Source organism: Rubrivirga sp. (assembly GCF_965213695.1).
In the GTDB taxonomy this organism is placed as follows: Bacteria; Bacteroidota; Rhodothermia; order Rhodothermales; family Rubricoccaceae; genus Rubrivirga.
Genome location: NZ_OZ243912.1, coordinates 3,342,477 through 3,366,181, shown reverse-complemented (window position 1 = coordinate 3,366,181; position 23,705 = coordinate 3,342,477). Strand labels below are relative to the sequence as shown.

The 23,705-nt window shown below is 72.6% G+C and carries 23 protein-coding genes; 18 read left to right on the top strand and 5 right to left on the bottom strand.

The genetic code is table 11. From position 1 onward, the window contains the following. The first annotated feature begins 3 nt into the window (after window positions 1–3). Together aroF and glmS are read left to right on the top strand one after the other, a co-directional pair. Window positions 4–1,047, top strand: coding sequence for a 3-deoxy-7-phosphoheptulonate synthase (gene aroF / locus ACOOHE_RS14960; protein ID WP_420454886.1), 1,044 nt, complete (start codon window positions 4–6; stop codon window positions 1,045–1,047). Window positions 1,048–1,319: 272 nt separating this feature from the next. Next, complete coding sequence (gene glmS, locus ACOOHE_RS14955; RefSeq protein WP_420454885.1) at window positions 1,320–3,158, top strand: glutamine--fructose-6-phosphate transaminase (isomerizing); 1,839 nt, start codon at window positions 1,320–1,322, stop codon at window positions 3,156–3,158. Between the two features lie 62 nt (window positions 3,159–3,220). Here glmS and ACOOHE_RS14950 read toward each other — a convergent pair whose 3' ends face one another. Next, the gene (locus ACOOHE_RS14950) at window positions 3,221–4,111 is read right to left on the bottom strand and encodes an IS982 family transposase (protein WP_420454884.1); all 891 of its coding nucleotides are present in this window, start codon (window positions 4,109–4,111) and stop codon (window positions 3,221–3,223) included. A 284-nt stretch (window positions 4,112–4,395) separates the two neighbouring features. Between ACOOHE_RS14950 and ACOOHE_RS14945 the strand changes: the two genes are divergently transcribed. The 7 genes from ACOOHE_RS14945 to ACOOHE_RS14915 all read left to right on the top strand — a co-directional run bounded on the left by ACOOHE_RS14945 (window position 4,396) and on the right by ACOOHE_RS14915 (window position 8,999). Further along, a complete protein-coding gene (locus ACOOHE_RS14945; protein WP_420454883.1) occupies window positions 4,396–4,848 on the top strand; it encodes a hypothetical protein in 453 nt (150 codons plus the stop codon). Window positions 4,849–4,893: 45 nt separating this feature from the next. Further along, window positions 4,894–5,976, top strand: coding sequence for a peptide chain release factor 1 (gene prfA, locus ACOOHE_RS14940; protein WP_420454882.1), 1,083 nt, complete (start codon window positions 4,894–4,896; stop codon window positions 5,974–5,976). A gap of 364 nt (window positions 5,977–6,340) precedes the next feature. Next, window positions 6,341–6,754 carry a 30S ribosomal protein S6 gene (gene rpsF, locus ACOOHE_RS14935; protein WP_420454881.1) on the top strand — a complete coding sequence of 138 codons (414 nt, stop codon included), beginning with the start codon at window positions 6,341–6,343 and terminating at the stop codon, window positions 6,752–6,754. 253 nt (window positions 6,755–7,007) lie between these two features. Next, window positions 7,008–7,277: a 30S ribosomal protein S18 gene (gene rpsR / locus ACOOHE_RS14930; RefSeq protein ID WP_420457631.1), complete on the top strand. Its 270-nt coding sequence runs from the start codon at window positions 7,008–7,010 to the stop codon at window positions 7,275–7,277. Between the two features lie 81 nt (window positions 7,278–7,358). Beyond that, complete coding sequence (gene rplI, locus ACOOHE_RS14925; RefSeq protein WP_420454880.1) at window positions 7,359–7,814, top strand: 50S ribosomal protein L9; 456 nt, start codon at window positions 7,359–7,361, stop codon at window positions 7,812–7,814. 98 nt (window positions 7,815–7,912) lie between these two features. After that, on the top strand, window positions 7,913–8,371 hold the full coding sequence (locus tag ACOOHE_RS14920; RefSeq protein ID WP_420454879.1) for a protein-disulfide reductase DsbD domain-containing protein: 459 nt from the start codon (window positions 7,913–7,915) through the stop codon (window positions 8,369–8,371). 139 nt (window positions 8,372–8,510) lie between these two features. After that, a complete protein-coding gene (locus tag ACOOHE_RS14915; protein ID WP_420454878.1) occupies window positions 8,511–8,999 on the top strand; it encodes a CAP domain-containing protein in 489 nt (162 codons plus the stop codon). Window positions 9,000–9,148: 149 nt separating this feature from the next. On the opposite strand, the gene ACOOHE_RS14910 is transcribed toward ACOOHE_RS14915, so the two are convergent. Further along, on the bottom strand, window positions 9,149–10,171 hold the full coding sequence (locus tag ACOOHE_RS14910; RefSeq protein ID WP_420454877.1) for a histone deacetylase: 1,023 nt from the start codon (window positions 10,169–10,171) through the stop codon (window positions 9,149–9,151). Then, the gene (locus ACOOHE_RS14905; protein ID WP_420454876.1) at window positions 10,168–11,457 is read right to left on the bottom strand and encodes an HD domain-containing protein; all 1,290 of its coding nucleotides are present in this window, start codon (window positions 11,455–11,457) and stop codon (window positions 10,168–10,170) included. The genes ACOOHE_RS14910 and ACOOHE_RS14905 overlap by 4 nt, the downstream gene beginning before the upstream one ends. Before the next feature lie 386 nt (window positions 11,458–11,843). On the opposite strand from ACOOHE_RS14905, the gene ACOOHE_RS14900 reads away from it, so the two are divergent. From ACOOHE_RS14900 to fbp, 4 genes are all read left to right on the top strand, one after another. Then, window positions 11,844–13,169: a hypothetical protein gene (locus tag ACOOHE_RS14900; RefSeq protein ID WP_420454875.1), complete on the top strand. Its 1,326-nt coding sequence runs from the start codon at window positions 11,844–11,846 to the stop codon at window positions 13,167–13,169. Window positions 13,170–13,302: 133 nt separating this feature from the next. Beyond that, window positions 13,303–15,852 (top strand): PAS domain S-box protein, encoded by a 2,550-nt coding sequence (locus tag ACOOHE_RS14895; protein WP_420454874.1) that lies wholly within the window; start codon window positions 13,303–13,305, stop codon window positions 15,850–15,852. Next, window positions 15,849–16,529: a TIGR04282 family arsenosugar biosynthesis glycosyltransferase gene (locus ACOOHE_RS14890; RefSeq protein WP_420454873.1), complete on the top strand. Its 681-nt coding sequence runs from the start codon at window positions 15,849–15,851 to the stop codon at window positions 16,527–16,529. The genes ACOOHE_RS14895 and ACOOHE_RS14890 overlap by 4 nt, the downstream gene beginning before the upstream one ends. 35 nt (window positions 16,530–16,564) lie before the next feature. Continuing rightward, the gene (fbp, locus tag ACOOHE_RS14885; protein WP_420454872.1) at window positions 16,565–17,626 is read left to right on the top strand and encodes a class 1 fructose-bisphosphatase; all 1,062 of its coding nucleotides are present in this window, start codon (window positions 16,565–16,567) and stop codon (window positions 17,624–17,626) included. A 252-nt stretch (window positions 17,627–17,878) separates the two neighbouring features. On the opposite strand, the gene ACOOHE_RS14880 is transcribed toward fbp, so the two are convergent. Beyond that, window positions 17,879–18,385 (bottom strand): outer membrane protein, encoded by a 507-nt coding sequence (locus ACOOHE_RS14880; protein ID WP_420454871.1) that lies wholly within the window; start codon window positions 18,383–18,385, stop codon window positions 17,879–17,881. A 221-nt stretch (window positions 18,386–18,606) separates the two neighbouring features. On the opposite strand from ACOOHE_RS14880, the gene ACOOHE_RS14875 reads away from it, so the two are divergent. After that, window positions 18,607–19,068, top strand: coding sequence for a hypothetical protein (locus tag ACOOHE_RS14875; protein WP_420454870.1), 462 nt, complete (start codon window positions 18,607–18,609; stop codon window positions 19,066–19,068). Window positions 19,069–19,140: 72 nt separating this feature from the next. On the opposite strand, the gene ACOOHE_RS14870 is transcribed toward ACOOHE_RS14875, so the two are convergent. Further along, entirely contained in the window at window positions 19,141–19,647 is a 507-nt protein-coding gene (locus ACOOHE_RS14870) for an Hsp20/alpha crystallin family protein (protein ID WP_420454869.1), read from the bottom strand. 162 nt (window positions 19,648–19,809) lie between these two features. Here ACOOHE_RS14870 and ACOOHE_RS14865 point away from each other — a divergent pair, with 162 nt between their 5' ends. The 4 genes from ACOOHE_RS14865 (at window position 19,810) to ACOOHE_RS14850 (ending at window position 23,672) form a co-directional block, all read left to right on the top strand. Next, complete coding sequence (locus ACOOHE_RS14865; RefSeq protein WP_420454868.1) at window positions 19,810–20,628, top strand: hypothetical protein; 819 nt, start codon at window positions 19,810–19,812, stop codon at window positions 20,626–20,628. A 42-nt stretch (window positions 20,629–20,670) separates the two neighbouring features. Beyond that, window positions 20,671–21,453 (top strand): enoyl-CoA hydratase/isomerase family protein, encoded by a 783-nt coding sequence (locus ACOOHE_RS14860; protein ID WP_420454867.1) that lies wholly within the window; start codon window positions 20,671–20,673, stop codon window positions 21,451–21,453. Window positions 21,454–21,576: 123 nt separating this feature from the next. Further along, window positions 21,577–22,578, top strand: a complete 1,002-nt coding sequence (purM, locus tag ACOOHE_RS14855) for a phosphoribosylformylglycinamidine cyclo-ligase (RefSeq protein WP_420454866.1) — start codon at window positions 21,577–21,579, stop codon at window positions 22,576–22,578. Between the two features lie 47 nt (window positions 22,579–22,625). Then, window positions 22,626–23,672 carry an NAD(P)H-dependent glycerol-3-phosphate dehydrogenase gene (locus ACOOHE_RS14850; protein WP_420454865.1) on the top strand — a complete coding sequence of 349 codons (1,047 nt, stop codon included), beginning with the start codon at window positions 22,626–22,628 and terminating at the stop codon, window positions 23,670–23,672. Window positions 23,673–23,705: the final 33 nt, after the last annotated feature.

Below are 23,705 nucleotides of genomic sequence, written 5' to 3'. Positions count from 1 at the left end.
CCCATGGCCGGCCTCGTCGTCATCCCCGAACACGCCGCGTCCGACGCCGACGTCGAGGCGCTCGTGGGCGCGCTCGAAGCGTTCGGCTTCGGCGTCCACCGGACCGGGGCCGAGCCCGTGGTCCTGGGCGCGACCGGCGTCCCGGCCGACTTCGACGTCCGCCACATCAAGGTGCTGGCGGACGTCCGCGACGTGGTCCGGGTCACGAGCCCGTACACGTTCGCCGCGCGCGCGGGCCACCCGACCAACACCGTCGTCGACGTGGACGGGCTGGCGGTCGGCGGGCGCGAGCTGGTGGTGATGGCCGGGCCGTGCTCGGTCGAGAGCGAGGCCCAGATCGAGGCGTCGGCGGAGGCCGTCGCGGCGGCGGGCGCCCGGATCCTGCGCGGCGGCGCGTTCAAGCCCCGGTCGAGCCCGTACTCGTTCCAGGGGTTGGGCGAGGAGGGCCTGCGGATCATGCGCGACGCCGCCGACCGTCACGACCTCAAAGTCGTGACCGAGGTGATGACCGAGACCCAGCTCGAGGTCGTCGGGAAGTACGCGGACGTGCTCCAGATCGGGGCGCGCAACATGCAGAACTTCTCGCTCCTCAAAGAGGCCGGCCGGTCGGGGATCCCGGTCTTGCTCAAGCGCGGGATGTCGGCCACCATCGAAGAGTGGCTGATGTCGGCCGAGTACGTGCTCGCCGAGGGCAACCCGGACGTGATCCTGTGCGAGCGCGGCATCCGGACGTTCGAGACGGCGACCCGCAACACGCTCGACCTCAGCGCGGTGCCCGTCGTCAAGCAGCTCAGCCACCTGCCGATCATCGTCGACCCGAGCCACGGCGTCGGCATCCGGGACAAGGTGGCGCCGATGGCCGTCGCCGCGGTCGCCTGCGGGGCCGACGGGCTGATGATCGAGGCCCACCCGAACCCGCCCGAGGCGCTCAGCGACGGGCCCCAGTCGCTCTACCTCGACGCCTTCGCCGACCTGATGGACCGGGCCCGGCGCGTGGCCGAGGTCGTCGGGCGGACGCTGCCCGATGGCGAGCCGGCGCTGGCCTAATGCGGAGACCGGGGGTGTCCGGCGCGCTGAGACGAGAAGGGTCGGAGAGGGGGGAGAGTGAGAGTCCCCTCCGCCCCTTCCATCCCCGCCGCCCCCTGAGGCTACCCAGCCCGGCCCGTCCGCTCGGCTGGACACTTCGCCAGGTCCAGTCCGCGCCAGACGGTACGCGGGCGGTCCGCTTGTGGCGCAGAACCGGCGCGAGCGAGAACGGCCCGGCCCTTGCGACGTACGCCGACTCGGCTCTCTTCCTGACCCCACCCCCCTGACATTCTATGTGCGGCATCGTCGGATACATCGGCCCGCGAGACGCGAGCCCCCTGATCGTCAACGGCCTGCGCCGGTTGGAGTACCGCGGGTACGACTCGGCCGGGGTCGCCGTCGTCAACGGGTCGCTCGACGTCCGCAAGAAAGAGGGGAAGGTCGACGAGCTGGCCAAGCTCCTGGAGGCCCAGCCCGTCGAGGGCCACGTCGGGATGGGCCACACGCGGTGGGCCACGCACGGGGCCCCGTGCGACGTGAACTCGCACCCGCACACGTCGACCGACGGCCGGTTCGCCATCGTCCACAACGGGATCATCGAGAACTACGCCTCGATCAAGAAGCGGCTGGTCGAGAAGGGCTACACGTTCGAGAGCGAGACCGACACCGAGGTGCTGGCGCGGTTTATCGAGGACGTCCAGAAAGAGGCCGGGCTGAGCTTTGCCGAGGCCGTCCGCCAGGCGCTGACGCGCGTCGAGGGCGCCTACGGGATCGTGGCCGTGAGCCGGGACGAGCCGGACCTGATGGTCGTCGCCCGCAACGGGAGCCCGCTGCTGCTGGGCGTCGGCGAGGGCGAGCACTTCGTGGGGAGCGACGCGAGCCCCTTTATCGAGTTCACCAAGAACGTCGTCTACCTCGCCGACGGCGAGATGGCGCTCGTCCGCGCCGACGGCTACGAGGTGTTCCAGATCGACGGGGCGCCGGTCGCCAAGGAGGTCCACCAGCTCGACTGGGACCTCGAGGAGATCGCGAAGGGCGGCTACGAGCACTTCATGCTCAAGGAGATCATGGAGCAGCCCGAGTCCGTCGCGAACGCGATGCGCGGCCGGGTCCGCCCGGGCGAGGGCCGGATCAAGCTGGGCGGGCTCGACGACGTGCTGCCCCAGCTGACGGCGGCCGAGCGGATCGTGATCTGCGCGTGCGGGACGTCGTGGCACGCCGGGCTCGTCGGCGAGTACCTCATCGAGCGGCTGGCCCGCGTCAACGTCGAGGTCGAGTACGCGAGCGAGTTCCGCTACCGGAACCCGGTCTTGGACCCCGAGCGCGACGTGGTCATCGTGATCTCGCAGTCGGGCGAGACGGCCGACACGCTCGCGGCGGTCCGCCAGGCGCAGCAGGCGGGCGTCCTCGCCATCGGGCTCGTCAACGCCGTCGGCTCGACGATCGCGCGCGAGACCGACGCCGGCGTCTACCTCCACGCCGGCCCCGAGATCGGGGTCGCGAGCACGAAGGCGTTCACGGCCCAGGTCGCCGTGCTCGCCCAGATCGCGCTGGTGCTCGGCCACGAGCGCGGCGTGCTGACCGACGCCGACCTCCAGACCCACACCGACGCGCTCGCCAAGATCCCCGGCCAGATCCAGACCGTCTTGGACGACGACGACCTGATCCAGCGGATGGCGCGGGACTACCGCTACGCTTCGAACTTCCTCTACCTCGGCCGAGGCGTCAACTTCCCGGTCGCGCTCGAGGGCGCGCTCAAGCTGAAGGAGATCAGCTACATCCACGCCGAGGGCTACCCGGCGGCCGAGATGAAGCACGGGCCGATCGCGCTCATCGACCGGTTCATGCCCGTCGTCTTTATCGCCACGCGCGACGCGACCTACGACAAGGTGGTCTCGAACGTCGAGGAGGTCGTGGCCCGGGGCGGGACGGTCATCGCGATCACGGACGAGGGCAACGACGGGCTCGGCGACCTGGCCGAGTACGTGGTCGAGGTGCCCAAGACGCTCGACGCCTTCGAGCCGCTCTTGACGGTCGTCCCGTTGCAGTTGTTGAGCTACCACATCGCCGTCATGCGCGGGTGCAACGTGGACCAGCCGCGCAACCTCGCCAAGAGCGTGACGGTCGAGTAGCGGCGCCTTCGTGGACTTGATGACGGGGGAGGGACGGCGTAGCTAACGCGGTGTGCGGGTTGTCAGTCGGCGACAAGCGCTGAGAAGCGAAGCGGCGGAAGGCCTTCGGCCTGACAGAGCACCACGCCCAGCGTGCGCGCGCACAGCTTCCGGTACCACCGGCTCGTCAGGTGCCATCGGTCTCGCGCCCACACCCGCTTGGCGTTCAGCCGCTCCACGAACTGGCCGGACACCGTCTCGGTCCGTCGGCGGATCTGCGTCAGCCACCACGGCCAGGGCGCCGGATCGCGGCGTTTCGACTGGTAGGGCGCCAAGAGTGCCAGCCCCCGCTCTGCCAGACGCTCGCGGGTCCTCGGGCTCCAGTAGGCTCGGTCGCCCAAGAGGGTGCCCCGGGCCTCGGTGCTCACCTCGTCGACCATCGAGAGGTCGTGGACGTTGCCCGGTGCGAGGTCGGAGGCGACCACCACGCCCGGCCACTCGACCCGGACGTGGGCGCGGAGCCCGTAGAACGTCTGGCGCGCGACCTCGTCGCGGCCGTAGGCGGCCACGTCCGCGAACCGCTGGCAGAAGGTGGCGCGGGCGAAGCGGCAGACCGGGACCGGGAAGCTGTCGACGATCGAGAGCCGTGCGTCGCGGCGGGTGAGCGCGACGAGGTGCTGCCAGAGCTCGGCCTTGACGGCCCACAGCGCCGCCGCTTGCCGGGCGAAGGTGGTGCGGTGGACGCGGGCAAGTGCTGGGAAGAGATCGGCGTGGCGTCGTCGGAAGTGGCGGTAGAGGCCGATGTCGGTATCGATTTCGAGCAGGGCGCCGACGACCTCGATGGTGAGCACTTCGCTGTCGGCGAGCGTGGGCTGAGGGCCTCGTCGCCGGAGCGGCCCGTGTGCGGCGACGATGTCGGCGAGCGCGTCGTCGACGAGGCAGAAGGCGCGTATGATGAGGTCGGTGAGGGACATGGCTGGCCTCGGCTGGTCTGTGATCTCGGTCGACCACAGGGAGGCCGCGACCGGCCAGCCGGTTCCTCACCGCATAAACCCGCACACCGCGTTTGCTAAGGCCACGGTTCTTGCCTGGTCGGACCCCCCGTCCGTCCGCCCTTCGCTCCGCTCAACGGGCGGACGGACTGTCCCCCTTCAAGGGGGACAGCTCCCCGACCTGGGAGCGCAGCGACCGGAAGGGGAACAGGGGGTCCGTGACCGGGCCACTTGGCCCCACTCCTCTGCCGTTTCCCCACGTTGCCATGCGTCCGCTCTCCCTCGCCTGCCTCTTCTTGTTGGTCGTTGTCGCCGGCTGCGACACCGCCGACGTCCAAGAGTACATGGGCGTCATCGAGGTCTCGCTCGCACCCGAAACCTCCGTCGCGGACCTCGCCCTCCGGCTGGTGGCCGTTGAGGACATGGGGTGCGAGCGACCCCTCACAACGTCCTTTGAGAGTGAGGCGGCGACCCGCCGGGTCGTCGTCGAGGGGCTCGGAGTTGACGACCGAACTGCGGTTTGTACAGCGATCATCCCGGCTGCGGCCACTGTCCCCCTTCGCCTCGGGCCTGAGTTGCCAGGTGTCTACGTCGTTGAGGTCGAGCACGCGGGGGAGACAGACCTCTACCGACTCGATCTGGCCGGCACAGAGCCCGTCCTCGCCGCCGTCCGCGCATCGACGACGCGGTTGGCGCCCGACCGCTCCGAAGGTCAGTGACCACGTCGGCCGGCGGTAGATTCCGGGCCCTCCGCAGTTGCCCCGATGATCAACCAAGACGCCCTCGACGCGCTCCTCGCCCGCTACCAGGAGGTGCTGACCGCGATGTCCCAGCCCGACGTCGCCAGCGACCCGGCGCAGCTGGCGTCGCTTGGCCGCGAGATGTCGGGCCTGGAGCCGGCCGTCGCCGCGGCCAAGCGCTGGCGCGAGCTGGACCAAGAGGCCGCCGGGCTCCGTGAGATGGTGGCCGACGAGCAGGGCGAGATGGCGGAGCTCGCCGAGCTCGAGCTGGAGGAGGTCGAGGCCCAACTCGCCCGGGCCGAGAAGGATCTGGAGGAAGAGCTGGTCCCGAAGGACCCCGAGGACGCGCGCGACGCCATCGTCGAGATCCGGTCGGGGACCGGCGGCGACGAGGCGGCCCTGTTCGCGGGCGACCTGTTCGACCTCTACCAGAAGTACGCCGCGGGCAAGGGGTGGGCCGTCGAAGTCATGGACACGTCGGAGGGGACGGCCGGCGGGTTCCGCGACATCACGTTCGCGCTCAAGGGGAAGGACGTGTTCGGCCGGATGAAGTACGAGTCGGGCGTCCACCGCGTCCAGCGGGTGCCCCAGACCGAGAGCCAGGGCCGGATCCACACGTCGGCGGCGACCGTCGCCGTGCTCCCCGAGGCCGAGGAGGTCGACGTCGAGATCCGGGCCCAGGACGTCCGCGTCGACGTGTACCGGTCGTCGGGGCCCGGCGGCCAGTCGGTGAACACGACCGACTCGGCGGTGCGGCTCACGCACGAGCCGACGGGGCTGGTGGTCTCGATCCAGGACGAGAAGAGCCAGATCAAGAACAAGGAGAAGGCGTTCCGGGTGCTCCGCAGCCGGCTGTACCAGCTCGAGCTCGACCGGGTCCACAACGAGCGGGCGGCGGCGCGCAAGGAGATGGTCGGCTCGGGCGACCGCTCGGGCAAGATCCGGACGTACAACTGGCCCCAGGGCCGCGTCACCGACCACCGGCTCGAGGGCGACGACAAGAACCACGCGCTCCAGGGCGTCCTGGACGGCGACCTCGACGCCATCGTCCGCGCCTTGGCGCTGGCCGACCGCGAGGCGCGAATGGAGGAGGCGGCGAACGGTTGAGCGGGAAGAGTCCGTCTGTGGCGGGAGCGCGCCGCTTCGCGGCGAGAGCGCGGAGAGTGGCTTGACTTGGCGGACCCGAGCCGGCACGTCCCGCGCTCCCCGCGCTCCCCGCGCTCCCCGCGCTCCCCGCGCTCCCCGCGCTCCCCGCGCTCCCCGCGCTCCCCGCGCTCCCCGCGCTCCCCGCGCTCCCCGCGCTCCCCGCGCTCCCCGCGCTCCCCGCGCTCCCCGCGCGTCTTCGCCCCTGCTTCGCCCTCCGGCCCTCGGCGGCGGGCTAGGTTCGACGTTCGCCCTGCTCGCGGGGGACCCGGGGAGACATCCCGGCGCGCCGCGGGCATACGACCCTCATCGTTTTCCACAGGGACCCATGGCAGAAGACGCCACCGAGGCCGCGGCCTCCGGATCGCAAGATCCCCTCTACGAGTTGATGTACATCATCAACCCGGTCCTCAACGAGGACCAGACCAAGGACATCGTCCAGCGCGTGACGGCCTACCTCTCCGACAACGGCGCCCGCGTCGAGACCGTCGAGGAGCAGGGGAGCCAGCGGCTGGCGTACCCCATCGAGAAGAAGCGGAACGGCTACTACGTCGTCGTCAACTTCCGGCTCCCGGTGGCCGTCAACGGCGGGCTCCAGAAGATCGAGCGCGCGCTGATCATCAACGACGACATCATGCGGCACCTGGTGCTCCGGTACGACGCCAAGATGGAGCGGCACTACCAGGCCACCCGGTCCGGCAAGGAGCTCCCCAAGATCGCCCCGCCCGTCCAGCGCGCCTAGCCCGAGGCCCAGCCTCTCCAGACCCATGGCAGAAGTCCAGAACAGCAACGCTGACGCCGCCGGCGCCGGCGGCCCCTCCGCGGCCGACGGCCCCGAGGTGACCAAGATCGAGGAGACCCAGGTCGGCGCCGCGCTCGAGAGCGCGTCGGTGCCCACCACGGCCGACGCCCCGACGGCCGTCGAGCAGGCGGCCGAGCAGATGGGCTCCGAGCCGGCCCCCCGCGCCGTCTCGCCCGAGGTGGCCCGCCGGCTCATCGCGGCCTCCAACCCGGAGGACTTGCAGCGGATCGCCGCGCCGGGTGCCGCGAGCACGACGATGAAGTGCCCGTTCAAGACGGCCGGCGTCGAGTACATCGACTACAAAGACGTCGAGACGCTCAAGCGGTTCGTCAACGAGCAGGGCAAGATGCTCCCGCGCCGGATGACCGGCGTCTCGGCCAAGTTCCAGCGCCAGCTCACGACGGCCATCAAGCGGGCCCGCCAGGTCGCCCTCCTCCCGTTCGCCGCCGACAACGTCAAGTAAGCGCCGAGGCGTGAGCCGTGAGCGATGAGCCGCCCGGGCTCCGCTCGCGGCCTCCCGCTTCGGGCTGCAACTCCGAACCCCATGAAAGTCATTCTCACGGAGGACCACGACACGCTCGGCATCAAGGGCGACGTCGTAGACGTGAAGCCCGGCTACGGGCAGAACTTCCTCATCCCGCGCCAGATGGCCGTCGTTGCCACCAAGTCGACGCTCAAGCGCTACGCCGAGGAGCGCCGCCAGGCGGCCCACAAGATCGAGGCCGCCCGCGGCAACGCCGAGAAGCTCGCCGCCCGGCTCGACGGGACCGAGGTCCTCATCCCCGTCCGCGTGGGCGAGGAGGACCGGATCTTCGGGACGATCACGACCCAGCAGGTGGCCGACGAGCTCGCCACGATGGGCTACGAGATCGACCGCCGCAAGATCACGATCTCGGAGGACATCCGGACGACCGGCGTCTACTCGGCGACCGTCCGGCTCCACCCGGAGTTCACGTCCGAGGTCAAGATCCAGGTCGTCCCCGAAGAGGCCTCGGTCTAGCCGGCCCGGCCCATCCGACCGGCGGGGCGCTCTTCTGCGGAGGGGCGCCCCGCGCCGCGTTCGGGCACCATCCCGCGTCTGTCGCCGTTTGCCGTCCCATGCTCCGACTCGCGTTCCTGCTCGCCGTCCTCGCCGTCCCCGCCTCTGCTCAGCAGACGAGCGACGTCGTGTCGTGGCGGGTCCGGGCCGACCGGGCGGAGGCCGGCGGCCACGCCCGCGTCGTGTTCGACGCGACGATCGCGCCGGGCTGGCGGCTCTACGCCATCGGCTCGCCGGTCGGGATCCCGCTGGCGGTCACGCTCGACCCGCTACCGGCCCACGTCCGGGCCGACCGGCTGGGGCAGTCGGCGCCGCGCGAGGGGTTCGACCCGGCGTTCGAGCGGGCGTACCCGTACTTCGCCGAGACCGGCCGCGTCGTCCAGCGGCTGGCCGTCGGCCGAGGTGCGGCGCGGGGGACCCACGAGGTGACGGGGTCAGTCCGCTACGCCGTCTGCGACGACCGGATCTGCCTGCCTCCGACCGAGACCGCGTTCCGCGTGCCGCTCGTGGTGGAGTAGCGGGCGCCCGCCGGGACCGGCGGCCAGAGGCTGCGAGAAACGATATGGACGGTGAGGGCGTAGCAACGCCATTCCGTTCCCCATCGAGAATCTCCATCCTGAGACGACGTGCTGGGGATGGAGTAGCCTTCCGCCCATGATGCGCCTCCGCCTCCTGTTCCTCGCCGTGCCCCTCGTCGCCCTCGGCGCCTGCGACACGGTCGGCGTGGACGTCGCGCCCGAGGCGGACGCCGAGGCGTGGGACGAGATGCTGCTCGCGGTCAACGCGGTCCGCTCGCAAGGGGCCACCTGCGGGGACGAGCGGATGGGGCCGGCGCCGGCGCTGATCTGGGACAGCCGGCTCGAGGTGGCCGCGCAGCGCCACAGCCGCGACATGGCGGCGACCGACCGGTTCGACCACCGGGGCAGCGACGGGCTCGGCACCGGCGACCGCGTCCGGCGGGCCGGCTACGACTGGCGCGTCGTCGGCGAGAACATCGCGCGGTACCAGCAGACCGTCGCCGAGGTCGTCGAGGACTGGGTCGAGAGCCCGGCCCACTGCCGCCAGCTCCTCGACCCGCGGTTCCTGGAGATCGGCGCCGCCGAGGCGGAGGGGTACTGGACCCAGGTGTTCGGCGTGCCCCGGTAGGGTCTGGAGTTCGGGGTTCAGAGTTCGCTCCGGCAGAGCCCGGCGGTCGGGTTGAGAGCACGGCTCTCGCTCTCGGTCGACCTCGCCCTGAGACGCGCGATGCCTGAAACCTCCCGGCACTCGACCTCTGAACTCCGAACTCTGAACGGCTATAGCCCGTGCCGCTGGCGGGCGGCCTCGGCCAGCGGGCCGAGGTCCTGAGCCGGCCGGGCCGTCGGGCCGAACGGGTCGTCGATGGGCGCCGCCGGGTCCACCAACCGGCGGAGGACAGCGATGACGCTGGCCGCGAGCGCGTCGAGGTGGTAGCCGCCTTCGAGCGTGACCACCAACCGCCCGTCGGCGTGCACGTCCGCGACCTCTTGCACGACGCCGGCCGCTTGCGCCAGCCCGATGACGCTCATTTCGAGCCCGGCGAGTGGGTCGAGCCGGTGGGCGTCGGCGCCGAACGAGAGCAGGACCAAGTCCGGCCGGAACCGGTCGGCGAGCGGGGGGAGGACGGCGCGGACCAGGCCGGCCAGCTCGTCGCCCGTCTCGGCCGGGACCGGGAGGTTGACCGTGAACCCCGCGCCCGCGCCGACGCCGACGTCGTCGAACGCTCCGGTGCCGGGGTAGATGTCGGCCTGGTGCGTGGACACGAACAGGACCGACGGGTCGTCGTGGAACGCCTCCTGCGTCCCGTTGCCGTGGTGGACGTCGAGGTCAACGACGAGCACGCGGTCGGCTCGGTGCTCGGCCTGGGCGTGGCGGGCGGCGACGGCCACGTTCGACACGATGCAGAAGCCCATCGCCTGGGCCGGCCGGGCGTGGTGGCCGGGCGGCCGTCCCAGCGCGAACCCGTTCGACGCCTCCCCCCGGCACACGGCGTCGACGAGGGCCAAGACGTTCCCGCACGCCTCCGTCGCCACGCGGAGCGAGTCGGGCGTGGCGTAGGTGTCGACGTCGAGGTCACCGCCGCCGCGGTCGCAGAACGTCTCGACCAGGTTGAGGTAGGCCGGGTCGTGGATCCGCTCTAGCGCGCGGCGCGATACCGGCCCACCGCTCAGGCGCGGCAGGGCCGCCAGGACGGGGTCGGCGGCGATCGCGTGGCGGATGGCGGCCAGGCGGGCGGGGCGCTCGGGGTGGCCGGGCTGGGCGTGGCGCGCGTCGTCGGCCAGGAGCGTGAGCGCGGTCATGGCGCGACGGCCTTGGGGAGGCAGACGTAGGCCCGCTCGCGGTGGGCCTCGAGGGCGCCGGCCGTCGAGAGGCCACCAGACTCGCTCAGCTCGCGGACGGCCCCGTCGCGCTCCAGCACGCGGATGGCCTCGCCGGCCGTGTCGTAGGCCGCCAGCCGGGCGACGCCCGTCGCCACGTAGAGGCCGGCGTCCCTAGCCGCGTCGTCGCGCGAGGCGAGCCCCTCGGCCACGAGCCACGCGGCGACGCGGGCGCGCCAGTCCTCGACCTGGATCTCGGTCGCGGGCGCGTCGAGCGGCGTCGTCCGGAACAGGTCGCGGTCGAGGAACCGGCGCGCCAGGTCGGCCAGGACGCGGTCGTCGGACTCGGTCCAGCGCTTCAAGCTGTACAGGACGTCGGGGTCGTCGAGGGCGACGAAGGCGTCCAGGAGCGCGTCGTGGCCCGGCGCGTCCGGGTCGAGGTCGTCGGCCGTGGCCCGCCCCGCCAGGAAGAAGGCGAGACTGGGCGCCGTGTGGTCGAGAGCCGGGTCGAGTTTCCACCGCTCCTGCGCCCGGGCGACCGTGGCCCGGAGCACGTGGTCGGCCGCGAGCACGGTCTTGTGGAGGTAGACCTGCCAGTACATCAGCCGGCGGCTCAGCAGCACGTTCTCGACGGCGTAGGCCCCCTTCGCCTCGATCACGACGTGGCCGTCGTGGACCCGCATCGTCTTGATCACCCGGTCCACGCCGACGACGCCCTCGGCGACGCCGGTGTAGAACGAGTCCCGGCGGAGGTAGTCCAGCCGGTCCATGTCGAGCTGGCTCGCGACCAGGCTGTGGAAGAACGGCCGGGCGTAGGTCCCGTCAAAGATGGCGAGCGCGCAGTCGAGCCGGCCGCCCAGCCGCCGGTCGAGCCGGGCCATCAGCGCCCGGCTCATCCGCTCGTGGTGGAACGGCCGCCCCGAGGGCCCCGGCCGCAGGAGCTGGTGCTCCAGGGTGTGCGAGAACGGCCCGTGGCCGACGTCGTGGAGCAGCGCCGCCGCCAGCGCCCCGTCGACCTCGTCGGTGGCCATCACGGTCCCCTTCTCGCGCAGCGTGTCGAGCGCCTCGCCCATCAGCGCCATCGCCCCGACCCCGTGCTCGAACCGGGTGTGGACGGCGCCGGGGAATACCAGGAAGCCGAGCCCGAGCTGGCGGATCCGCCGTAGACGCTGGACCTCGGGCGACTCGACGAGCCCCAGCACGAGCCCCTTCGGCACCGAGACGAACCCGTGGACGGGGTCGTTGAACAGGGTGAAGCGGCTGGGCATGGGGGAAGCTCGCTCCGCTCGCGGGCAATGGGGGAGGGGAGCGGGGAAATGGCAGAGCCCACTCGCGAGCACCCGTACGAACACGACGTGTCGGTTCCCTGCCGAGCGCGACCTCCCGTGCTAAAAGTCGGCCTCGGCGTCGCTCGCGGACCCCCCGTCCGGGCGCCCATCGCTTCGCTCAAGGGCACCCAGACTGTCCCCCTTGAAGGGGGACAGCTTGCCGAGCCGGGAGCGGAGCGACCTGCCGGAAAGCGGGGGGTCCGGGGCGCCGTAGGCACTCGCCCTGGTCTCCCTCCGTCCACACTGGCAACCGGGCGCCTGTGGCCGGAGATTCCATTCGTCCACCTGTCCATCCGTTGCCACTCTCGGTTCCCTGCTGCGTCGACGTGCCTGCTGGCGGGGAGCTGCTCCGCTACGGGCTGGCGGAGCTGCTGTGCGGGCTCGGCCTGGCCCCCGTCTGGACGCGCCGCGGCGACGCCCAGATCGTGGTGGCCGTCGAGCCGGCGGGCGGCGGCCTCGCGCTCCCCGTCACCGACCGCGCGCTCGCCGACCTCTGCGCGCCCCGCCGTCCGGCCGTCGCGGATCTCGGGTGGGCCGAGCTCGAGGGCGAGCGGTGGCCGGTCCCCGTCGGACCCGTAGGGGAGAGCGAGGCTCGGGGCGACCGGATCGCAGCGGCGGCGTGGTGGCTGGCCGGGCTCCAGGAGCGGGCGGCCTCGGCGCGCGACCGGCACGGGCGGTTTCCCTACGCCGAGTCGCTCCAGGCGGCCCTCGGCGACGGGCCCGGCGGGCCGCTTCGCCCGGCCGTCGACGCGACGCGGCGGTGGCTGGCGGAGGCCCTCCACGCGCACGGGATCGGCACGGCTCCGCGGACGTGGGGCGGCGCGGCGTGGGCCGTCGCCCTGACGCACGACCTCGACGCGGTCCGCACCCGGCGGCTCCGGGCGCTCGCGGGTGAGATCCGGCGCGGGCGCCCGGCCGACGCGCTCCGCCGAGCCCTCGGGCCCGACCGCCGCCGGGCGTCCATCGGGGCCCTGCACGCGCTCGCCGAGCGGCACGGCGCCGCGGCCACGTGGTTCGTCAAGCCCGGCGCGTGGACCCCCCACGACGTCCCGGGCGGACTCGACCCGTCGCTCGTCGGTCGGCTCCGCCGGTGGGAGGCCGAGGGCCACGAGGTCGGCTGGCACCCGGGCTACGGGACGCTGGGCCGGCCCGACCGGCTGGCGACCGAGGCCGAGCGGTTCCGGGCCGCCCTCGGCCACCCACCGGCGCTCGCCCGGACGCACTTCCTCCGCTGGGCCGACGAGACGCCGCGCGCGCTGGCGGCCTTAGGCGTCCGCGTGGACAGCACGCTGGGGTTCGCCGAGCGCCCCGGGTTCCGCCGAGGGACCGCCCACCCGTTCCGGCTCTTCGACCTCGACGCCGACCGGCCGACGGACCTGTGGGAGGTGCCGCTGGCGGCGATGGACACGACGCTCGCGGAGCACCTCGGGCTCGGCGCCGACGGCGTCGGCGACGCGCTCCGGTCCGTGTTCGAGGCGGCCCGCCGGTCCGGCGGCGTCGCCGTCGTCCTGTGGCACAACCAGGTCGGCGCCGACACGGCGGGGTGGGGGGGCGGGGTGGACGCGCTCGACCACGCCCTTGGACAAGCCCGCGCCGACGGCGCCCGGCTCGGGCCACTGGGGGCATTACTGGCGGGCTGGGAGGGCGGCTGACGGACAAGACCGCGTGGAGACGGCGCGCTCGGAGACCGTGGCACAGGGTTCTCTTTGCGGCAGGGACGCCCCTCTGTGACGGGAGGAACGCCCCCTCCCGCCCGTCCATTCAACGGCTCCTCCTGATTCCTCTATGGGCTTGTTTACCACGTCGGCCGTCGAGCGCTTCGGCCCGGACCTGCTCGACCGGGTGCCGCTCGGCATCTCCATCTACCGGCTCGAGCGGCCCGCCGACCCGGCGTCGTTCCGGCTGGTCTACAGCAACGACGCCAGCGCGACGATCACCGGGCTCGACGCCGACGCCGAGGTCGGCCGGATGGTGGTCGACGTCGTCCCCGACATCGGGGCGACCGGCCTGCTCGACGTCTACCTCGACGTCCTCCAGACGGGCGGGCCCCGCGACTTGGGGCCCATCACCTACGGCGACGACCGGCTCGCGACGGCGACCTACGCCATCCAGGCCGTCCCGCTCGCGGCCGACGTGCTCGCCATCGTGTTCGAGGACGTCACCGACCGGGCCGAGGTCCAGGCGCTGCGCCACGCCCAGGCCGAGCTCGGCCGCGAGGAGGCCCGCTACCGCTCGCTCGTCGAGGCCACCGCCTCCATCGTCTGGACGACCCCGCCCTCGGGCCAGCTCGACCTCGACGCCCAGCAGTGGCACCACGTCACGGGCCAGACGCCCGAGCAGGCCGCCGGCTGGGGCTGGCTCGACGCCGTCCACCCCGACGACCGGGACGAAACCCGGGCCGCGTGGTCCCGGGCCGTCGCGACCGAGACCCCGTACGAGGTCGAGCACCGGCTCCGCCAGCCCGACGGGACCTACCGGCGGATGGCCGCCCGCGGCGCCCCCGTCCGCAGCGGCGACGGGGCCGTCGTCGAGTGGGTCGGGATCCACACCGACATCGAGGCGCAGACGGCTGCCGCCGCCGCCCTCACCGCCAGCGAGGCCCGGTTCCAGACCCTGTTCGACGCGCTCGACGACGTCCTGCTCGTGTACCCCCTCGGGCCCGACGGCCCCGAGCCGTTCGTCACCTTCAACCAGGCCGCCGTCGCGACCTACGGCTGGACGGCCGACGAGCTCCGCACCAAGACCGTCGCCGACGTCGTCGCGCCCGACCGGGTCGACCTCGCGTCGGCGCTGGCCGAGCTCCGGCGGACGCGCCGGGCCACGTTCGAGTCGACGCACGTCACGCGCGACGGGACGATGCTCCCGATGGCGACGAGCGCCCGGCTCGTCGAGGTCGACGGGCGGCTGTGCGTCGTCGCCCTCTGCCGCGACGACTCCGACCGGCGCCAGTTCCGCCGGGCCCTGTCGCGCTCGAACCGCCAGCTCGAGGAGGCCGTCGCCGAGCGGACGGCCCAGCTCGAGGCGTTCTCCGAGGACCTCAAGATCCTGCACGGCATCACGACGGCCGAGCATGCGTCGCCCGAGGCCCGGTTCGAGGCGTACCTCCGCGCCGGCTGCGAGATGTTCGACCTCCCCATCGGCATCCTCTCCGCGACGCCGCTCGACCCCGAGACCGGCCGGCGGCTCTACCGGATCGAGGCCGTCGTCTCGCCCGACCCCGCGCTCGAGCCCGGCCTCACGGTCCCGCTTGGCGAGGCGTTCTGCGACGCCGTCGTCGAGCAGGGCCGGACCGTCGTTTACGCCGACGCGGCCGAGGAGGCGCCCGAGCACCCGGCGTGCGTCTCGCGCGGCCTCCGCGCCTTTATCGGCACGCCCGTGCTGGTCGACGGCGAGACCGTGGGGACGCTCAACTTCGTGTCGCCGGAGCCGCGCGAGGGCGGGTTCTCGGCGTCCGAGCGGGACCTCGTCGAGGTCATGGCCCAGGCCGTCGGCCGGCGGATCGAGGCCGACCGCGTGGCCGAGGCCGAGACGACGACGCGCGAGCGCTACCGGACGATCGTCGAGACCGTCAACTCGGGCGTGATCGTGGTCGACGCCGACTTCCGCGTGACCATGTCGAACCCGTCGGCCCGGACGTTCCTCGGCCTCGAAGCCCCGGACCCCGGCCGCGAGGGCGAGACGGACCACATGGCCGACCGCTGGCCCGTCGTCGACGAGCACGGCCGGCCGGTCTCGACCGACGACCTCCCCGAGCGCGAGGCGCTGCGGACTGGGAAGGCCGTCCGCGGCGTCATCCAGGGCGTCGTCCCGCCCGGCCAGCCGACCCGGTGGTACCGCGTCAACGCGACGCCGATCGACCAGGACCACGACGGGACGCCCGACGCCGTCGTCGTCTCGTTCCAGGACGTCACCGAGTTCCGCGGCGTCGCCGAGCGGGCGCTCGAGACGCAGGACCTGCTGGAGGCCGTCTTGGCCGCGTCGCCCGACGGCACGATGGCGTTCCGGTCGGTCCGCGACGAGGCCGGCGCGGTCACGGACCTCGAGTGGGTCGTCGTGAACCGGCGGGCCGCCGAGATCGTCGGGAAACCGGTCGAGGCGTTGGTGGGCGGGCGGCTGCTCGACGTGTTCCCGGGCAACCGCGACGCGGGCCTGTTCGACGCCTACGTGGGCGTCGTCGAGACCGGCGAGCCGTACGCCGCCGCGGTTCCCTACGCGCACGACGGGTTCGAGACGACGTTCCGCGTCACGGCCGTCCCGCTCGCGGCGGTCGACGGGCTCACCGTGACGTTCACGGACCTGGCCGACGGCGGGGAGGCCGGGGCGCTCGCCGCGTGAGCCGGCCGGCCCTCATCGTCTTCGCCAAGGTCCCCGAGCCCGGCCGCGTCAAGACGCGGCTGACGCCGCCGCTCGCGCCAGCAGAAGCGGCCGACCTCTACGACGCCTTCTTGCGCGACGCGCTCGACCGCTACGCTGGGCTCGGCGCCGCGCCGGGTGGCCCGGCCGTCCGCCTCTATCTCGCGGGCGACGGCGGCGGAGGCCTCGCCCCGCCCGGCGTCACGGTCCACCCCCAGCGCGGCGACGGCCTGGGCGAGCGGATGCTCCGCGCGTTCGTCGAGACGTTCGCCGCCGGCCACGACCGCGCCGTCGTCGTCGGGACCGACCACCCGACGTTGCCGCTCGACTTTTTCGGCCTGGCCTTCGACACGCTCGACGACCCGCTCACGGCCGTCCTCGGGCCCAGCGACGACGGCGGCTACTACCTCCTCGGCCTCAACGACATCGTCCCAGACCTCTTCGACATGGCCTACAGCCATCCCCACGTGTTCCAGGACACGCTCGACCGGGCGATGGAGGTGGACCTCACGCCGGTCGTCCTGCCCGCCCACTACGACGTCGACGACCGGGCGTCGCTCGCGCGGCTGGTTCAGGAGTGGCGCGCCGGCGCCGATACCGGGCCGCGGACCGACCGCATGCTCCGAACCCTCACCGAGCGGCACCCGCTGGAGACGTAGGTTCCAGTCCCCACTCGGAAGCGCTTCCAATCCCTATGGAGATCTCAACGAACGGCGCCGCGGGCGCGACGCTGGCGACGGGCGGCGGCGCCTTCAAGACCCTCGAGCAGTTCATCATCGAGCGCGAGGCCGACGCGCCGGGCTCGAAGGGCCAGTTCTCCCGGCTCTTGCGCGACATCGCCGTCGCGGCCAAGATCGTCGACCGCGACGTCCGGAAGGCCGGGCTCGTCGACCTCTTCGGCGACACGGGCGCGGTCAACGTCCAGGACGAGGACCAGAAGAAGCTCGACCTCCTGGCCCACGAGGAGTTCGTCCGGGCGCTGAGGCGCGGCGGCGAGGTCTGCCTCATCGGGTCCGAAGAACACGCCGAGGCCATCCCGCTCCTGTTCGACGACTGCCAGGGGAAGTACGTCGTCCTGTTCGACCCGCTCGACGGCTCGTCGAACATCGACGTCAACGTGTCCATCGGGACCATCTTCTCGATCTACCGGATCCCCGACGACCACGTGGGCCACGTGACGGTCGAGAGCGCGCTCCAGTGCGGGCGCCGCCAGGTCGCCGCCGGCTACGTCGTCTACGGGTCCTCGACGATCCTGGTCTACACGACGGGGAACGGGGTCAACGGGTTCACGCTCGACCCGTCCATCGGCGAGTTCTTGCTCTCGCACCCCGACATCCGGACGCCCGAGCGCGGCCGGATCTACTCGGTCAACGAGGGGAACTACAACTCGTGGGAGGACGGGCTCAAGCGCTACATCAAGTGGATGCAGCGCGACGACCCGGCCGACGACGACCGGCCGTACACGACGCGGTACATCGGGTCGTTCGTGTCGGACGTCCACCGGAACATGCTGAAGGGCGGGATCTACATCTACCCGTCGAACCCGCGGAGCCCGCAGGGGAAGCTCCGTCTGATGTACGAGGCGAACCCGATGGCGTTCATCGTCGAGCAGGCCGGGGGCCGGGCCGAGACGGGCCACGGGCCGATCCTCGACGTCGAGCCCCAGGCGCTCCACGACCGGACGCCGGTGTACCTCGGGAGCCCCGGGATGGTCGCCGACGCCGTCGCGTTCCTCCGCGGGGAGCGGACCGAATAGCCCGACCGGCCACGCACCGACACCACGCACGGTGCCCCCGCCCGCCGCCGTGGCCGGCGACGAGACCCCCCGGTCGCCGTCCGCCCCACGGCCACCGCGGTCGCCGTCCGGCCACCGCGCCATCCGCCCCACGACCGCCCGTAGGGACACGGCGTGCCGTGTCCGCGAGGCGACTGGCGGTGTGGCCGAACATGACTCCGCCCACCCCGGCGCGAGGCCGAGACGGGCGGAGTCGGGATTCGAGCAGTCGGCTTAGAACCGATAGCCGGCCCGGACGCGGAGCCCTTCAACACCGCCGCTCAAGCCGAGGTCGCCCTCAACGAAGAACCGCGTGAACTCGAGGCCGCCGCCAATGGCGATGATAAACTCCGTTTCAGAGGCGCTGGCCCCTCCGCCGAGCCCACCGTCAACGCTGACGTCGATGTACTCGATGCCAGCTCCGGCGAACCCGTACGGCGAGAGGTTCGAATCGGGACCGAGGTTGAACCTAGCGAGGAGGTCGCCTCGGGCACGGATGATCGAAACATCGACCTGGGAACCGAAGTCGCCACTGTCGGCGAACACGTACTCGACGATCGGACGGATAGAGGGCGTGAGCGGGAGGTTTTCTAGAGGGGCCCCGATCTCGAACGCGAGACCGACTAGCGGGCCCTCAGCTTCGAGGTCGAAGCCGACGACGGGCGAGAAGCTGACCTGGGCCGTTGCGGGTGCGGCGAGGCCGATCAGGGCGAGGACGAGGGCGAGAGTGAACGTGCGCATGGGGGTGCGGAGAAGGGGGGAGAGGTCCAGGGTACGGCAAACGGGCATTCTGCCCATCACCGCGAGAAGGGAGGACGGAGCCGAAGGGCCCTCCTCCAACGCGCGACCGTCCCGTCCGTTCGGACCAAGCGGCGTCGCCCGACCCTCAGCCAACCCTCAGCGCCTCCTCGAATCGCCTCGCTGGCGCCGGGGTTGACGGCCGCTCTCCCCTCTCCCACGCCATGCGCCTCTCCCTCCTCGCCCTCGCCTTGCTCACCACCGCCGCCGTGCCTCGCGCCCAAGTCTATCAGGGCCTCGTCGAGCTCGGCGGCTCGGCCTCCTTCCGGTCGACCGAAGGGGCCACCGTCCTGCGGTTCGCCCCGGCCGTCGGCTACTTCTTCTCCGACGCGCTCGAAGCCGGCGTCCGGCTCGACTACCTCAAGCGCGAAGACCAGGACGGGGACGGCGTCCTGTTCCTCTTCGGCGCCTACCACTTCGGCCGGCGCGGGGCCACCACGGTCCCCTTCCTCGAAGCCAACCCGGGCACGAGCATCACCGACGACTCGGACCTGGCGTTCGGCGGTCGGGGCGGGGCCAAGGTCTTCTTCCTCCCCGGCGGCGCCCTCACGGCCAACGGGTTCCTGACCACGACCGGCGACCGGACCACGGTCGGCGCCGAGGCCGGCGTCTCGATCTTTTTCTAGACCCTCGCCAAAACGACAGCGCCCCGATCCGAAGGGACCGGGGCGCCGCGAGGGCAGGACGGGGCGACGGGCTTAGCCGTCGATCTCGACCGCCTCCTGCGTGTTCTCGTCCGACGTCACGCCGTTCGACTCCGAGGCCTGGCCGCGCGAGCCGACCTCGATCCGGCGCGGCTGCTTCGCCGCGCTCTTGCCGATGCGGACGTCGAGCACGCCGTCGTCGTAGCTGGCCCCGATCAACTCGGGGTCGACGTCGTTGCCGAGCGCGAACGAGCGGAAAAAGCGGCCGTGGGCCCGCTCGACGCGGTGGACGCGGCCGTCGGAGTGCTCGGACTGGTGCCGGCGCTCGCCGCTGATCTTGAGGGTCCCGTCGTCGAGCGTCACGTCGAGCGTGTCGCGGTCGATGCCGGGCAAGTCGAGCGAGAGCCGGTAGGCGTCGTCGGTCTCGACGACGTCGGCGCGCGGGCTCCAGAGGGTCCGGGGCGTGTCGCGGTCGCCGGTGAACACGTCGTCGAAGAGGCGGTCCATCTCCCGGCGCAGGACGGCGAAGTCGCGACCGGGACGGATCGGGAGGGTCGTCATGGGAGAGGGGGTGGAGTGGGACAAAATGGACGTCCGGGCGGACGGGGGGAGGGAGTACAGAATCCGTGCCACTGCCGTTATTGCCGACGAGAAACGGACAAGCTGACAGACAGAACAGCGCCGCCCGCGCCGGGTACCGACCGGCGCCCCCCGCCGACTGACGTGACGCCCGACCTCCCGCCCGTCCCCGATGCCTCGCCCCCGTTCGTCCGGCCGTCGCCGCTCGACCTCACCTTCGAGGGGTTCCCCGCCGCGTGCTTCGAGGCGCTCGCGCGGCTCCGCGCCGAGCCCCACATCGGCCGCTACCGCGAGGAGAAGGACGTGCTCGACCGCGCCGTCATCGCCCCGTTCAAGCGCTACCGCGACGACCTCGCCGTCAACTGGGTGCTGCCCAACGGGCTGGGCTTCGAGACCGAGCGGAACGTGTTCAGCCGCATCCTAAAAAACGACTTCGGCCGGGGCGGCTCGCACAGCCACCTGTGGATGAGCTTCTACCGCCCGCCCCGCAAGCGGCTCACGGACCTCCAGCTCAGCCACGCCGTCCACGCCGACGCCTTCCGCTGGGGCCTGTACGTCGGCGACTACGCGAAGGGCCTGTTCGGGCCGGCCCGCCGGCGGCTGGTGGAGGAGACCGACCGGTCGCTGGCGCTCGTCAACGCGCTCATCGAGCGAGGCTACCGGCTGGCGTTCGCGCCCCACGTGACCAAGCCCGAGGGCCACCCCGAGTTCGACGAGCCGCTGTCGGAGATCCCGGACGGGCTGGTGCGGGCCAAGGGAATCTGGCTCATGCGGCGAATCTCGCGCGAGCAGGCGGAAGCGCTGGGGCCAGACCTGGTCGGCGCGGCCATCGACGAGCAGGAGGCGCTGTGGCCACTGTACCGATTTCTGGCGGAGGCGCCAGGGCTCGCTTCGCTCGCGGGGGATGGGGAACGGGGGACGGGGAATGGGCAGGCCGCTCCGTCCACCCGGGCGCCGGGGTGACGGATCTTCGCCTCACCGCTCACGCCTCACCGCTCCCCTCCTGTGCTCCAGTCCCACCAGTCCGGCCCCGTCCTCACCCTGACCCTCGACCGGCCCGAGGTCCGCAACGCGCTCTCGGCCGAGTTGGTCGAGCGGCTGACCGACGCGCTCGTCGCCGCCGGCCGCGACGACGCCGTCCGCGTGGTCGTGCTGACGGGCGCCGGGCGGGCGTTCTCGGCCGGCGCCGACCTCGCCGCGCTCCAGGCCCTCGCCACCGCCAGTGCCGAGGCCAACTTGCGCGACTCCGAGACGCTGGCGCGGCTGTTCGAGACCGTCACCACGTTGCCGAAGCCGGTCGTGGCCAAGGTCCAGGGCCACGCCATCGCCGGCGGCTGCGGGCTGGCCGCCGTCTGCGACGTCTCGCTCGTGGCCGACGGCGTCAAGCTGGGCTTCACCGAGACGCGGATCGGGTTCGTACCGGCCATCGTGGCCGTGTTCGTCGTCCGCAAGCTGGGCGAGGCGGCGGCCCGCGACCTGCTGCTGCGCGGCCACCTCATCGACGCGGCCGAGGCGGCTCGGATCGGGCTCGTCACCCGCGCCGTGCCAGCCGGCGACCTCGACACCGAGGTCGACGCGCTGTGCCGCGAGCTGGCGACCGAGACCAGCGCGAGCGCCGTCGCCCTGACCAAGCGGCTCCTGGCCGACGTCCCGTCGATGGGGTTGGCGGAGGGCCTGAGCTACGCGGCCCGGCTCAACGCGCTCGCCCGCTCGACCGACGACTGCCGCGCCGGCGTCGCCGCGTTCTTGGGTAAGACGGACCCGCCGTGGAAAGAGAGAGGGGAGTGAGGGGTGTGGGGGCGGGGCCGCTGTCTGCGCCTCCTCCCACACTCCTTCCTCCCACACTCCATCCCTCCGCCCCCCGGCGCTCCCTAGCTTCCCGCCACACCACGCGCCGCGTGCGCACTCCCGATGGCAACGTACAAGGACGCGGGCGTCGACATCGACGCGGGCGAGGAGGCGGTCCGCCGGATCAAGGGCCACGTGCGGAAGACGTTCACGCCCGGCGTGCTCACCGACATCGGCGCGTTCGGCGGGTTCTTCGCCCTCGACAAGGACCAGTACCGCGACCCCGTGCTGGTGTCGTCGATGGACGGCGTGGGGACCAAGCTGAAGGTGGCCCAGCGCGTCGACCGCCACGACACGGTCGGGCAGGACCTCGTCAACCACTGCGTCAACGACATCGCGGTGTGCGGAGCCCGGCCGCTGTTCTTCCTCGACTACTTCGCCGCCGGCCAGATCCGGCCGAGCGTGGTCGAGGCCGTCGTGAAGGGGTTCGCGGCGGCGTGCAAAGAGAACGGCTGCGCGCTCATCGGCGGCGAGACGGCCGAGATGCCCGACCTCTACGCGCGCGGCGAGTACGACCTGGCCGGGACGATTGTCGGCGTGGTCGAGCGGGACGGGATCGTCGACGGGAGCGCGATCCAGGCCGGCGACGTCCTGCTCGGGCTGCCGTCGACGGGGCTCCACACGAACGGGTACACGCTGGCGCGGAAGGTGCTGTTCGAGCGGTTCGTGGCCGGCGACGCGCCCGAGGCGCTGGGCGGCGAGACCGTCGCCGAGGCGCTGCTCCGGGTCCACCGGAGCTACCTCGACGCGATCCAGGCCCTCATTTCGGAGGGGCTGGCGCATGGGATCGCCCACGTCACCGGCGGCGGCTTGGAAGGCAACACGCGGCGCGTCGTGCCCGAGGGGCTCGCGCTCGACGTGGACTGGGACGCCTGGACGGTGCCCCCGCTGTTCCGGCTGATCCAGGAGGTCGGCGAGGTGCCCGAGGACGACATGCGGCGGACGTTCAACCTGGGCGTCGGGCTCGTCGTCGTCGTCCCGGCCGACGCCGTCGAGCGGGCGCTCGCGGTGCTGGGCGCGCTCGGCGAGCCGGCGTTCGCCGTCGGCACGGTGGTCGCGGCGTAGGCCGTCTGCACCACGCGCGTCGCCTTCCTCCCGAGTATCCTCCGGCCATGACACCGACCCGCATCGCCGTCCTGGGCGCCGGGAGCTGGGGCACGGCGCTCGCCGTCAGCCTCGCCCACGGCCGCCACGCGGTCACGCTCTGGGCCCGCCGCCCCGAGGCTGCCGCCGAGATCACCCGGACGCGCCAGAACGCGCCGTACCTGCCCGGCGCCGAGATCCCCGCCTCCGTCGCCGTGACCTCCGACCTCGGCGCCGCCGTCGACGCGGCCGACGTGTGGCTCGTCGCTGTGCCCAGCCAGTCGGTCCGCGACGTGATGGCGCCGCTGGCGGACCGCGTCGGCCCCGGGCTGACCGTCGTGTCCGTCGCCAAGGGGATCGAGAACGACACGCTGCTCACCACGAGCGGCGTCCTGCGCGAGGCGCTGTCCGGCGCCGAGCCCGGCCGCGTCGGCGTGCTGTACGGGCCGAGCCACGCCGAGGAGGTCGCGCTCGGCCGGCCGACGAGCGTCGTTGCGGCGTTCCCGGACGCGGCCGTGGCCGCCGAGGTCCAGGCCCTCTTTATGCGCCCGGCGCTCCGCGTCTACGCCAACACGGACCTGGTCGGCGTCGAGGTGGCCGGGTCGGTCAAGAACGTGATGGCCGTCGCCGCCGGCATGGCCGACGGGCTCGGCCTGGGCGACAACGCCAAGGCGGCGCTCGTCACGCGGGGGCTGGCCGAGATCACCCGGCTCGGCCTGGCGCTCGGCGCCGATGCCCACACGTTCGCCGGGCTGGCGGGCCTGGGCGACCTGGTCGTGACGTGCTTCAGCCCGCACAGCCGTAACCGGGCCTTCGGCGAGCGCGTCGGGCGCGGCGAGAGCCGGGCGGAGGCGCTGGGCCACTCGACGATGGTGGTCGAGGGCGTCCGCACGACCGAGTCGGTCCGCCAGCTCGCGCACCGGCACGGCGTCGAGATGCCGATCACCGAGGCCGTCTGGGCCATCCTGTTCGACGGGCTCGACCCGGCCGCCGCCGTGACGGCACTGATGGAACGGGACCCGACGTTGGAGGCGGCCCCCCTCGACCCGCCCGCCTTCGACGGGACCGAGGCGTAGGTCGTGGGAGGGAATCCTCTCCGCTCCTCAGCC